Annotated in this window: 9 protein-coding genes; 5 read left to right on the top strand and 4 right to left on the bottom strand. The window is 38.5% G+C overall.

Features of this window, described 5'->3' with window-relative positions; genetic code table 11:
- The first annotated feature begins 70 nt into the window (after positions 1–70).
- From ACFIN0_RS00315 to ilvD, 3 genes are all read left to right on the top strand, one after another.
- Positions 71–502 carry an Hsp20 family protein gene (locus tag ACFIN0_RS00315; protein WP_375606171.1) on the top strand — a complete coding sequence of 144 codons (432 nt, stop codon included), beginning with the start codon at positions 71–73 and terminating at the stop codon, positions 500–502.
- A 26-nt stretch (positions 503–528) separates the two neighbouring features.
- A complete protein-coding gene (locus tag ACFIN0_RS00310; protein ID WP_375606172.1) occupies positions 529–780 on the top strand; it encodes a DUF1150 family protein in 252 nt (83 codons plus the stop codon).
- Positions 781–1,746: 966 nt separating this feature from the next.
- Positions 1,747–3,585, top strand: coding sequence for a dihydroxy-acid dehydratase (gene ilvD / locus ACFIN0_RS00305; RefSeq protein WP_375606173.1), 1,839 nt, complete (start codon positions 1,747–1,749; stop codon positions 3,583–3,585).
- An 18-nt stretch (positions 3,586–3,603) separates the two neighbouring features.
- Here ilvD and ACFIN0_RS00300 read toward each other — a convergent pair whose 3' ends face one another.
- Together ACFIN0_RS00300 and mutS are read right to left on the bottom strand one after the other, a co-directional pair.
- Positions 3,604–3,729: a hypothetical protein gene (locus ACFIN0_RS00300; protein WP_375610023.1), complete on the bottom strand. Its 126-nt coding sequence runs from the start codon at positions 3,727–3,729 to the stop codon at positions 3,604–3,606.
- A gap of 1,254 nt (positions 3,730–4,983) precedes the next feature.
- Positions 4,984–7,728 (bottom strand): DNA mismatch repair protein MutS, encoded by a 2,745-nt coding sequence (gene mutS / locus ACFIN0_RS00295; protein ID WP_375695433.1) that lies wholly within the window; start codon positions 7,726–7,728, stop codon positions 4,984–4,986.
- 195 nt (positions 7,729–7,923) lie between these two features.
- Between mutS and ACFIN0_RS00290 the strand changes: the two genes are divergently transcribed.
- A complete protein-coding gene (locus ACFIN0_RS00290) occupies positions 7,924–10,224 on the top strand; it encodes an NADP-dependent malic enzyme (protein ID WP_375610025.1) in 2,301 nt (766 codons plus the stop codon).
- Positions 10,225–10,290: 66 nt separating this feature from the next.
- Here the strand turns inward: ACFIN0_RS00290 and secB are convergent, their stop codons facing one another.
- Positions 10,291–10,767 (bottom strand): protein-export chaperone SecB, encoded by a 477-nt coding sequence (gene secB / locus ACFIN0_RS00285; protein WP_375610026.1) that lies wholly within the window; start codon positions 10,765–10,767, stop codon positions 10,291–10,293.
- A 142-nt stretch (positions 10,768–10,909) separates the two neighbouring features.
- Positions 10,910–11,404 (bottom strand): FxsA family protein, encoded by a 495-nt coding sequence (locus ACFIN0_RS00280; RefSeq protein WP_375608953.1) that lies wholly within the window; start codon positions 11,402–11,404, stop codon positions 10,910–10,912.
- A gap of 174 nt (positions 11,405–11,578) precedes the next feature.
- On the opposite strand from ACFIN0_RS00280, the gene ACFIN0_RS00275 reads away from it, so the two are divergent.
- Positions 11,579–12,271 carry a Tim44/TimA family putative adaptor protein gene (locus ACFIN0_RS00275; protein ID WP_375606178.1) on the top strand — a complete coding sequence of 231 codons (693 nt, stop codon included), beginning with the start codon at positions 11,579–11,581 and terminating at the stop codon, positions 12,269–12,271.
- Positions 12,272–12,311 lie beyond the last annotated feature (40 nt).

The raw sequence follows: 12,311 nt of genomic DNA, 5'->3' as shown, positions 1-12,311 counted from the left end.
GAGGAATGCAGCGAACACTTTGTATAGAGTTTGGTCAAGTAACGCCGCTTTTCAAAGAGGATACTCATGAATGACACATGTGACGCCTTTCTCCAATCCTTTTCTTTTAGGATTTGAAACCGTAGAAAAAACATTGCAACGTATCGGTAAAGCTGATGAAGCTTACCCAGCCTATAACATTGAACGTTTACATAAAAACGATGATGCAAATCATATCCGGATAACTTTGGCTGTTGCTGGATTTAAGATTAATCATCTTAATATTTTGCTCGATGATAATCAATTGGTTATTCATGGTAAACAAACAGACAACCAAAATCATCAATATTTATATCGCGGTATAGCTGCGCGACAATTCCAGCGAATCTTTATTCTTGCGGAAGGGATGCATGTCACAAATGCGGAGTTGAAAAATGGTCTTTTATCAATTAATCTGTATCAACCAAGATTAAAAAAAGAAATAAAACAGATTCCAATTAAAGTCAGTAGTGGTGAGTCATAAAAGTTAAGGCGTAAAGGAACCGTGAAATGGGAGAACATAAACAAAACTTATCGTTTCAGAACACAGCCTACTCTGATGCGGGACAAATTGCCTATTTAAAAAAAGTTTGTACAGATGACTTGGCTAAAAACTTTCCAGATCTTCCACCAATGACCCCAGGCATTACCATATGGGCTCTCTTTGGTGAAACAGGTTATCCTATCATTTTATCCGATGAACGCTCTATCGCTCTTGCTGGAGCCAATGAGCATGAACTACAAATTGTAACTCTGCACTAGATTTCCTTACGAGAAAAACGGAGTTCTTTATAAATTCTATTCGTTTTTCTCATAAAGGGTATAATGATATAAGACATTGATTTATATTCATAATTAATTTTTTACAACTGGAATGAGAGTCCCGAATATCATAAGGTTCTCTCATTTGAGATCTTCTTATGTTAAAACAATTAAAGTCACTTGCTTGATGTCATAAGCAAGGAGAGCCATGTGGATAAAAACACTTGAAGAAAGGAATAAAAATCTCTCTTTTTAATTGTCTTAATTGCCAAGGACTTCGCAACATTGGGGATGAGTAAAATGTATGATGGTGTTTGTTTTTTTCTTCATAAGTGGTGAGGATGCTTCTCATAAGTTTATATTATTCACGAGGGCTGTTATACCTTTATGGGCGCTGTCATGAACTGAGTTCGAGCGCAGTGAGAAATGTTTCTTTAAAACGAATACGTAAATTGGCAATACAAGTGTATTTTGTTTGGTGTGTTTTGTTCTTCCTAAGGGGGTAACTCCATTGAAGAGTGTGAAAAACAAAAGTATGAGACAGCGCCTCATCATTATTTAAAAGATATTACTATGGAAGCTTTTGAAAGGTGTAAAGCTGAATTGTAAGGAGATGATAGATTTTTACCACGATGCCTTTATATTCTTTCCAATTTCAGAAATTACGCAAATAGATATACGCAATATAGCCATCAAATCTGGCATACAAAAATCTAGAACAGTTCATACTGCACTGAATCGTCTTGACATTTTTCTCAAACATAGAGTTACGCAGGGATGAGATGTTGATTGATAAGGAATAGAAAAAACAAAAGCTTTATGAGGAAGTTGATGCAAATCTTTTAATTTTGTGCTTCAAATGTCTCAGTCCAAGGTATTTTTCTCTTTTGAATACTAAAGCTCTTGTTTTTATAATGAAGTTACAGCACAACAAGAAAAATGGAATTATTTGAGGGGAAAAAAATAATGCCTTCTTACCGTTCAAGAATATCGACTCACGGGCGTAATATGGCAGGAGCCCGCGGTCTTTGGCGTGCAACAGGGATGAAAGATGCAGATTTTGGTAAACCCATTATTGCGATTGCGAATTCTTTTACACAATTTGTACCAGGACATGTCCATTTAAAGGATCTTGGGCAATTGGTTGCACAACAGATAGCCGTTGCTGGTGGTGTTGCGAAAGAGTTTAACACTATTGCTGTAGATGATGGAATTGCGATGGGGCATGATGGAATGCTTTATTCTTTGCCTTCACGCGAAATTATTGCTGATTCTGTAGAGTATATGGTTAATGCACATTGTGCGGATGCACTTGTCTGTATTTCTAATTGTGACAAAATTACGCCTGGTATGTTAATGGCTGCTTTACGGTTGAATATTCCAACAATCTTTGTTTCAGGCGGTCCTATGGAAGCAGGTAAGATTAAATGGAAAGATCAAGATCTAATGGTTGATTTGGTTGATGCCATGGTCGCAGCAGCTTCAGAACAGAATTCAGAAGAAGAAGTTGCTGAAATGGAGCGCGCTGCTTGTCCTACATGTGGTTCTTGTTCAGGAATGTTTACGGCCAACTCTATGAATTGTTTAACGGAAGCATTGGGGCTTTCGCTTCCCGGAAATGGATCAATGCTAGCAACACATGCAGATCGACGGATGCTTTTTGAAGAAGCTGGAAAACAGATTGTTACATTGGTCAAGCGTTATTATGAAGAAGATGATGAAACAGTTTTGCCACGCTCTATTGCTTCACGCAAGGCTTTTGAAAATGCAATGACCGTTGATATTGCCATGGGAGGATCAACCAATACAGTACTGCATCTTTTAGCCGCGGCGCAAGAAGGTGAGGTGGATTTTACCATGACGGATATTGATCATCTTTCACGTCGTGTTCCTGTTTTATGCAAGGTTGCTCCTGCTGTTGCGAATGTGCATATGGAAGATGTTCATCGTGCCGGTGGTATTATGGGGCTTTTAGGCGAATTGGATGCGGCGGGACTCATTGATACGTCAACTTATACGGTTCACGCAAAAACGATGAAAGAAGCTTTGTACCGTTGGGATGTAAAACAAACCAATGAACCAACAGTTCGTGCATTTTATCGTGCTGCTCCAGGTGGCATTCCAACCCAAACCGCTTTTAGCCAATCTAGTCGCTATGAGACTCTTGATCTTGATCGTGAAAAAGGTGTGATTCGCGATAGGAAACATGCTTATTCACAAGATGGAGGATTGGCAGTTCTTTATGGAAATCTTGCAAAAGATGGCTGTATTGTAAAGACAGCAGGTGTTGATCAGTCAATTTTAACCTTTAAAGGTCCAGCAAGAATTTTTGAAAGCCAAGATTCAGCTGTTTCAGCTATATTAACGGATAAGATTAAAACAGGTGAAATTGTTTTAATCCGTTATGAAGGTCCTCGTGGTGGACCTGGAATGCAAGAAATGCTCTATCCAACGAGTTATCTCAAATCTAAAGGATTGGGCAAGGTTTGTGCACTTGTTACGGATGGGCGTTTTTCAGGGGGGAGCTCAGGGCTCTCGATAGGACATATTTCACCAGAAGCTGCTGAAGGAGGAGAAATTGCGTTGGTAGAAGAGGGGGATATCATAGAAATTGATATTCCAAATCGTAGCATTCATATATTGGTTGATGACATTGAAATGAGGCAGCGTCGTGCTAAGATGGAAGCAAAAGGAAAAGGTGCTTGGCAACCGGTTGAGAAGCGTCAGCGTAAAATTTCAAAGGCTCTCAAAGCTTATGCAGCGATGACCACATCTGCTTCAAAGGGTGCAGTTCGTAATATTTGATGAGATAAAGGATGCGTTTTAAGAGACATCTCTCAATGCTCCCAAGCGCATTTTGCGACGGTACCTATGAATGGTATAATGATAAATCCATTGAACAGCCCCATCTTTACGCTTGAGAAGAAGCAAGCCGGCACCATCACACACTTTGCCAGCTCATGGATGTTGCTACAATCCTTGGGGTTCATAAGAGGCATTTGTATTATAGTTTTTCCCACACACTCATCCCGCTTGTGATGTGCAAGCAAGTGATTTTGATTGGTTTAAGATAAACAGGCTTGAAATGAAAGAATCTTACGATATTTGGGGGGCTAATTCAAGTTGAATAACGCTAAACTTTAATTATAAATCAATGTATTGACTTATAAAAGAAAGAGTGTCCTCTAAGAGATTTTTGGTATCTTTTGCACGATATTCTAAGCGGATAAGTTTATGAGCTTATCAGGATATTTTGAGTTATCGTAAGTATGATTAAAAGGCGATGCATAAAATTTATAAAAGCTGCTGCGGATTTTTTTTAGTAGTTGTGTAAGACAGGTGAGGTCGTATCAAGCGCTTTTCATATCATATTCTAGTTTTATGCAAGGTTATGATCTCTTATTACTCATCTTATGAAAGATATTTATTGTACTGGTGATATTATTTTGTTGGGCTATAAAACACTGTCATTGAGACGTGGGATATAAGAAAGCTTTCAACATTTAAGTGTTTTTAACGTGAGTTGTGAATATTCTTAGGCTTGTTTGTCAAGTCCTTGTGTAAGTTAATTACATGAGTGGGAAGCTTAAGAAGAAGCCGCTAGAATTGGGACTGTTTACAGATCAAATTCGAGTGGAAATCTTCGTCGTTTAAGGTTGGGAAGGATTTCAAAAGCTTTTTTTAGGAAAATAAAATGCAATTAGAATATCATTGATATACTTAATTATATGATTCATGTGGAAGCAGTAAAAGAGTTCTTTATCATTTGAAATATAAAGAAAAAGCGTAATCTATTGCACGTGAATTTATCATGCAAAATGGGGTAGTATGATACACACAGACAGCTTTAAACCAACGCTGTTGCTATGAGTAGGATAATATTGAGCGTGAAAAAGCGTAATTCATTAAATATGCATGTTGGCAAGGTGGAGGAGAATTCAAGATAATCGTTGCAAAAAATGATTGTCTTGTAAAAAGAATCGATGTGGATCAATTTTTTTGTATAAGCGCCAAGATTGATCTAGGGAAATATGAAATATAATGCATAGGATTTTTCCTCTAGATGCATTCTACTTATCAAAATATATTGCGTAGAAAAGCAATAGGAATAAGGTAAACAAATATTTGTACCAAAACATATCAAAAAAGGACACTTTATTTCCTATTAAGAAAGCTTATTTAATAAAAAATAACATCTGTTTTCTATAGGGGGGTACTCTCTTCAAGCTGTTTGAGGTGGTAAATTGTTTCTAAAGCTTGCTTAGGAGAGAGTTCATCAGGATGGATATTTTTTAAAGCTTCGTGAAGAACACAATGTTTGTTTCTTTCTTCATTGACAGGAGATGTTGCTTTAAGAGAAAAGAGGGGTAAATCATCAATGAGTTTATGCCCTTTTCCAGCCATTTCACCTTGTTCTAGTTGATGGAGGACATCTGTCGCTCGTGTAATAACGGCTGGGGGAAGTCCTGCAAGCTTTGCAACTTGTACACCATAGGAACGGTCAGCAGCTCCTGGTATGACTTCATGAAGGAAAACCACATCACCATCCCAATTTTTGACTTTCATGGTTACATTATGCAGTCTATCAAGTTTTTCGGTAAGCGCAGTCATTTCATGAAAATGGGTAGCAAGAATAGCACGACAATGGTTAACTTCATGGAGATATTCAACGGCTGCCCAAGCAATAGATAGTCCATCAAAGGTTGATGTTCCACGTCCTATTTCATCAAGAATAACAAGGGAGTGGTGACTTGCATGGTTGAGAATCGTTGCTGTTTCAACCATTTCCATCATAAAGGTTGAGCGCCCTCGTGCAAGATCATCGGAAGCACCAACACGGCTAAACAGACGATCAACGACGCCAATATGCGCTGAAGTTGCTGGAACAAAGGACCCCATTTGTGCCATAATAGCAATGAGAGCATTTTGCCGCAAAAAAGTTGATTTTCCTCCCATATTAGGTCCAGTTAAAAGCCAGATTGCTGCATACTGTTGATTTTTTTGTACAGAGAGATCACAATTATTGGCAATAAAGGGTTCTGCGGCTTGTTTGCGGAGTGCTTGCTCGACGACAGGGTGGCGTCCTGCTGTAATATGAAAGGTCAGTGAATGATCAATTTTAGGGCGGCAATATCCTTGTTCTTCAGCAAGATGTGCTAGAGCGACAGAGACATCTAAAATTGCAAGTGCTTCAGAGGCTTTACGAATAAAGTCAACTTGTTCGGTAATTTCCTGAACGAGAATATCAAAGATTTCTAATTCAAGCGTCAATGCATGGTTGGCAGCATGGGCAATACGGCTTTCAAGGTCAGCAAGCTCTGTTGTTGTAAAACGCATAGCGTTTGCCATTGTTTGGCGATGAATAAAACGTGCTTTAGCCTGTGGATTATTTGTGAGAGCAGATGCTTGTGTACTGGTTACTTCAATGAAATAGCCTAGAATATTATTATGCTTTATTTTAAGTGTCTTAATATCTGTTTCTTGGGCATATTGCGCTTGAAGTTCAGCGATAACGCGGCGAGATTCGTCACGTAAAGCCCGCATTTCATCGAGTTCTTTATGATAATTGGAACGAATAAATCCCCCATCACGTTTAAGCAGTGGGAGATCATCAGCTAATGCTTGCTCTAAATGAATGTATAAAGCTGTGGGTAAGTTTGAGAATATCTGCTGTACATCACTTATTTCTTGAGGCAGGAGCTCATTATTAAGGAGTTGATGCAGTTCACGAATGATTTCAAAACCGCGTTGGATTGTCGCCATATCACGGGGTCCTCCTCGTCCAAGAGCCAAACGTGAAACGGCGCGGGGCATATCTGGTCCCCCTTTTAAAATAAGCTTTATCGCTTCTGCAAGAGAAGGATTACGTAGAAAAAAATCGATAGAATCCAAACGCGTATCAATCGCTGAAGGAGTGGTGAGGGGAGCAATAAGGCGGTCAATAAGAAGGCGTGACCCTCCTCCTGTTACAGTGCGATCAATCGCTTTTAATAAACTTCCATCCCGTTGACCTGATGTCGTACGAATAAGTTCAAGGCTTAATCTGGTTGCAGCATCAATAAAAAGAGTCGCACTTTCATTTTGGCGCTCAGGCTGCATGAGGGGAGGACGATGCGTGATTTGTGTTTTTTCGATATAACGAATAGCCGCCACAATTGCAGAGAGTTCGGAACGTGAATAATCGGCAACACCCTCAAGAGTTGAGAGTTTAAAATAATTGCAAATATCGCGTTCAGCGGTGAGTGCATCAAAGAGACAAGCAGGTTGAGGTGAAACGATACGATCAAGAACATTAAAAAGCGATTTGTGAGATTTATCATGAAAAAAGGAATCAGCAACAATGATTTCTTGTGGATCCACACGCATAATATCTGCCAAAAGTTTTTCTTGGCGGCTTTCTGTTACACGAAATATGCCTGTTGAGATATCAATCCAAGAAAGAGCAAACTCTTCTCCATCACTGGTTTTTATACGGGAAAGCGTCATCAAATAATTTGCACGCGTTGGATCAAGGAGTTTTTCTTCTGTTATTGTTCCAGGTGTTACAAGACGAACAACATCACGCCGAACAACAGATTTTGAGCCACGTTTTTTCGCTTCAGCAGGATCTTCTATTTGTTCACAAACAGCAACGCGATAACCACAAGCAATGAGTTTTTGCAAATAATCATCTGCCGCATGAACGGGAACACCACACATAGGAATATCTTGTCCTAAATGTTTTCCGCGTGCTGTGAGTGTGATTCCTAAAGCCTGAGCCGCTTCAATTGCATCATTAAAAAATAATTCATAGAAATCCCCCATTCTATAAAAGAGAAGGGAATCGTGATTGATGGCTTTGATTTCTATGTACTGCTCCATCATAGGTGTAAGACGTTCTTGAGAGGAAGCAGATGAGGAGGCAGGCTGTGGAATTAAATTATTTTTATGATTGTTTTTTTTATCCATTTGTACGAGGCCTGTTTCCTTTAAGTGAAGTTTTTACTCTTTTTTGTTTACTTCGATATTTATTTATCTCTAAATTGCAACGTATCATCAGATTTGCTAAGGCAAGAATAGCGATTTCTAACATATGAATCAAATTTAATAACTATACGCATTATCAAGCAAAATTTACACTGTTTTTGGAGAAAATAAAGTGAGATGAAAAAGAGCGAGCAGGATCAGAAAATGTCTCAAACTGTTTACAGTGCGAGCGAAAGAGAAGCTCTAGATTTTCATAGTCGTGGTCGACCAGGAAAGCTTGAGATTGTTGCAACAAAGTCTATGGCAACACAGCATGATTTAGCACTTGCTTATTCACCAGGTGTTGCAGTTCCAGTTAAGGCAATTGCTCAAAATCCAGCACTCGCTTACGATTATACAGCAAAAGGCAATCTTGTTGCTGTTATTTCAAATGGTACAGCTATTTTAGGGTTAGGCAATTTAGGTGCCCTTGCCTCTAAGCCGGTCATGGAAGGCAAAGCAGTGCTGTTTAAGCGTTTTGCGGATATTGATTCCATTGATTTAGAAATTGATATAAATGATACGGAAAGTTTTATCAATTTGGTGCGTCATTTAGAACCTTCTTTTGGTGGAATCAATCTTGAAGACATTAAGGCACCTGAGTGCTTTATGATTGAAAGCCGCCTACGCGAGGTGATGAATATTCCTGTTTTTCACGATGATCAACACGGTACAGCGATTATTGTTGCTGCGGGTGTTCTCAATGCTTTGACTTTAACAGGGCGCGATATGCAAAATACGCGGTTAGTCTGTAATGGTGCTGGTTCTGCTGGGATTGCTTGTATTGAACTGATTAAAGCAATGGGCTTTCGTTCTGAAAATATCATATTATGTGATACAAAGGGCGTGGTCTATGAAGGTCGTAAAGAGGGAATGAATCAGTGGAAATCTGCGCATGCTATTCGAACGGATAAACGTACGCTTATGGAAGCAATGGAAGGAGCAGATATATTTTTCGGGGTTTCTGCTAAAGGTGCCCTTACCCCTGAAATGGTAAAATCCATGGCGCCGCAGCCGATCATTTTTGCTATGGCCAATCCCGATCCAGAAATTACGCCGGAAGAGGTTATGCAAGTGCGTCATGATGCTATTGTTGCAACAGGGCGTTCCGATTATCCAAATCAGATTAATAATGTTCTCTGTTTTCCTTATATATTTCGTGGTGCGCTTGATGTGCGTGCAACAGTTATTAATGAAGACATGAAGATTGCTGCGGCAAGAGCTCTTGCTGATTTAGCGCATGAGGAAGTACCTGACAGCGTTGCAGAAGCTTATCGTGGAAAGCGATTAAAATTTGGTCCTAATTATATCATTCCCGTTCCTTTTGATCCGCGTTTGTTCACAGTTGTTTCAATAGCGGTAGCAAAAGCAGCAATGGAAAGCGGTGTTGCACAAAAGAACATAGATGATTTAGAGGCCTATGAGCGTGATTTAAATGCGAGGCGTGATCCTACTTCTTCGATAATGCGTGGGGTTTATAACCACGTTCGTCAAGCGCCAAAACAAATTGTTTTTGCAGAAGGTGAAGAAGAACAAGTTATGCGGGCAGCCGTTTCTTATGTTCATCAAAAATTAGGACAAGCGATTTTGGTTGGTCGGGAAGAGCAAATAAGAGAAGCAGCTGTTATCGCTGGAATTGATTTGGAGCGTGAAGGTATTTCTATTATAAATGCCAAGCTTTCTTGCCGTACAGATGCTTATGCGAATTATCTTTATAAAAAGATGCAGCGTCAAGGCTGGCTATTGCGTGATTGTCATCGTCGTATCAATAATGATCGCAATTATTTTGCTGCGTGTATGGTGGCACTAGGAGATGCTGATGCAATGGTTACAGGGGTGACACGCAATTATGAAACAGCGTTGATCGATATACGTCGGGCAATTGATGAAAAACCAAAAGAACGATTGATTGGTATTTCAATGGCCATTTGCCGTGGCCGAACTGTGTTTATTGCCGATACAGCTGTTTATGAAAATCCTAATGCTGAAGAATTTGCTGATATAGCGGAACAAACAGCTTCGTTTGTACGTGGATTTGGGTATCAACCACGGGTAGCATTTTTAGCATTTTCTACGTTTGGCTACATGAAAGGGCAGACGACGCAGCAAATTCAGGATGCAATTAATATTTTGCACGAACGCAAGGTTGATTTTGAGTTTGATGGAGAAATAAGCGCTGATGTGGCGCTCAATTCCAAATTGATGCAGCAATACCCATTTATGGGATTAACAGAGACTGCTAATATTTTAGTTATGCCTGGATATCACGCGTCTTCCATTGCCAGCAAAATGTTACAAGAACTTGGTGAAGCAACCATCATTGGTCCTATTTTAATTGGATTGGAAAAATCTGTCCAAATTGTACCATTTAGTGGAAGCGATACAGATGTTGTCAATATTGCAATGCTTGCGGCTTATCATGCCGCAAAAGCCGTCTAAAGGGAAAAAGCCCCTAATATACCAATATATATCAAGGGGCTTTTTGATAGCAAAAGAATAAACTTTTTAAGAGGGCTGTATTTGACTGTCTTTTTGTTCTTCAGCAAGACGCTTTTGGAAGAGTGCTGCAAAATCAATAGGGTCAATCCACAAAGGTGGAAAACCACCACTTTGAGTAGCATCAGATATAATTTGGCGAGCAAATGGAAATAAAAGACGGGGACATTCAATAAAGACCAGTGGCATAACATGTTCTTGTGGAATGTTTTTAAGGTGGAAAACACCACCGTAAATCAGTTCTACATGAAATAAGGTTTCAGTGTCATCATTGGCTTTAACGGAGAGAGACAAAACGACATCATAATTATCATCACCAATTGGGTTAGCATTGACATTGATGTTGATATCAATTTGTGGTGACTTTTCACGTGCACGCAATGAACGAGGAGCACCAGGGTTTTCGAATGATAAATCTTTTAAATATTGAGTTAATACGGCAAAAACCGGCTCTCCACCACTGTTATTCATTTCACCTTCGGCCATACGACGAACCTCTCTCATTATAATATGTATATTTATTTTAGATCTAAAGACCAGATTGGTTATCACGCCTTGCAAAAGGTTGCAAGAAATGCGCTCTTTATCTTGAATATTTTTTTAGTTTGTTACAGATTTTTTAGGCATTTCAATGGTTATCATCATTTTTGCGCCATGGAGATTCTGTCGTATCATGAATTGTGTAATCTTCTGCGTTAAGGTCAATTATTTTTTCAGAGTCATTTTTTCTTTTAGTATTTTGATTCATTTTGTTTTTTAATGATGAAAAGAAATGCCAAACAACAGAGCGAATTGGTTTAATAAGAAGTAATATTCCCAAGAGATCACTTACAAAGCCGGGAAGAATAAGTAAAATCGCACTGAACATAATGAAAGCATCATTGATAATATTATTTTCTAATGTGCGTCCTTGGATAAGTTCAGTTTGTATGTTTTTTAAAAGGCTAATCCCTTGAATTCGCAATAAAACAACCCCAACTATGGTTGTGAGAATAACCAGACTCAAGGTTGCTAAAATACCAATTTCTTGACCAACAAAGATAAAACCAGCAATCTCGATTAAAAGAATGCAAAGAAAGATAACAACAAAAAAACGAGGATTTATAGAATAAAGTTTTATCACATGAAAATTTCCTTCTGGATGAGTAGGGGGAGAAATTCTTAAGAGAACTCCGTTTAAATATAAAATCTATAAAAATATTTGAATGATAAGATTCCTTATTTTACATATTTATTGATAAATGGTATTGACTGCAATGTTTATTAGAGACTTAATCTTTGGAGATTGACAGCGCCTATGGAATTTGACGTTATACTTGTCATCGCTCTTGTTATTATGGTTGTTATTTTTGTGCAACTCCGTAATGTATTAGGGAAACGAATTGGGTTTGAAAAGCCACCCTTTGATCCTTATTCACGACGTTCTAAAAAACAAGATGAGACAGAAACGACAGATAATATTGTTTCGTTCCCTCATCAGAAAAATTCAGAAAAAGGCAATTTTAGTGAAATTGATGAAATTGCACCAGAGGGAAGTATTTTGAATAAAAATTTGCGAGCACTGCGTAAAATTGACCCGCATTTTTCTCCTCAATTTTTTATAAAAGGTGCACAAATTGCTTATGAAATGATTGTAACAGCTTTTGCCAAAGGTGATCGCAGTCAACTAAAAAGCTTGCTTTGTCAGAATGTTTTTGAAAACTTTTGTACAGCGATTGAACAACGAGAAAAAAACAAAGAAAGAATAGAGTTTACTTTTGTTGGAATTAATAAGATCGAGTTTGTCTCGGCGGCAATACAAGAAAAAGACGAACTTTTAACGATACGTATTGTCAGTGAGATGATTTCTGTTACTTATAATGAACAGGGCGAGCGTATAGACGGTGATCCTGATGCTATTGTAGAAATCAGGGATATTTGGACTTTTGTTCGCAATAGTTTATCGTCAGATCCCAACTGGAAGCTTTTTGCTACAGAAAATGAAAATTAAAATACTTTTTGTTTTTCTTCCATAAGCATTCAATGATTTA

Origin of the sequence: Bartonella sp. AA89HNZF (genome assembly GCF_042196905.1) — a bacterium.
Classification (GTDB): domain Bacteria; phylum Pseudomonadota; class Alphaproteobacteria; order Rhizobiales; family Rhizobiaceae; genus Bartonella.
Note: the sequence above shows the minus strand (reverse complement) of the source record. Positions and strands in the feature narration are given on the sequence as shown.

Coding starts and splice junctions, on each gene's coding strand:
- ACFIN0_RS00315 (WP_375606171.1), top strand. CDS start 71: ATGACACATGTGACGCCTTTCTCCAATCCTTTTCTTTTAGGATTTGAA.
- ACFIN0_RS00310 (WP_375606172.1), top strand. CDS start 529: ATGGGAGAACATAAACAAAACTTATCGTTTCAGAACACAGCCTACTCT.
- ilvD (WP_375606173.1), top strand. CDS start 1,747: ATGCCTTCTTACCGTTCAAGAATATCGACTCACGGGCGTAATATGGCA.
- mutS (WP_375695433.1), bottom strand. CDS start 7,728: ATGGATAAAAAAAACAATCATAAAAATAATTTAATTCCACAGCCTGCC.
- ACFIN0_RS00290 (WP_375610025.1), top strand. CDS start 7,924: ATGAAAAAGAGCGAGCAGGATCAGAAAATGTCTCAAACTGTTTACAGT.
- secB (WP_375610026.1), bottom strand. CDS start 10,767: ATGGCCGAAGGTGAAATGAATAACAGTGGTGGAGAGCCGGTTTTTGCC.
- ACFIN0_RS00275 (WP_375606178.1), top strand. CDS start 11,579: ATGGAATTTGACGTTATACTTGTCATCGCTCTTGTTATTATGGTTGTT.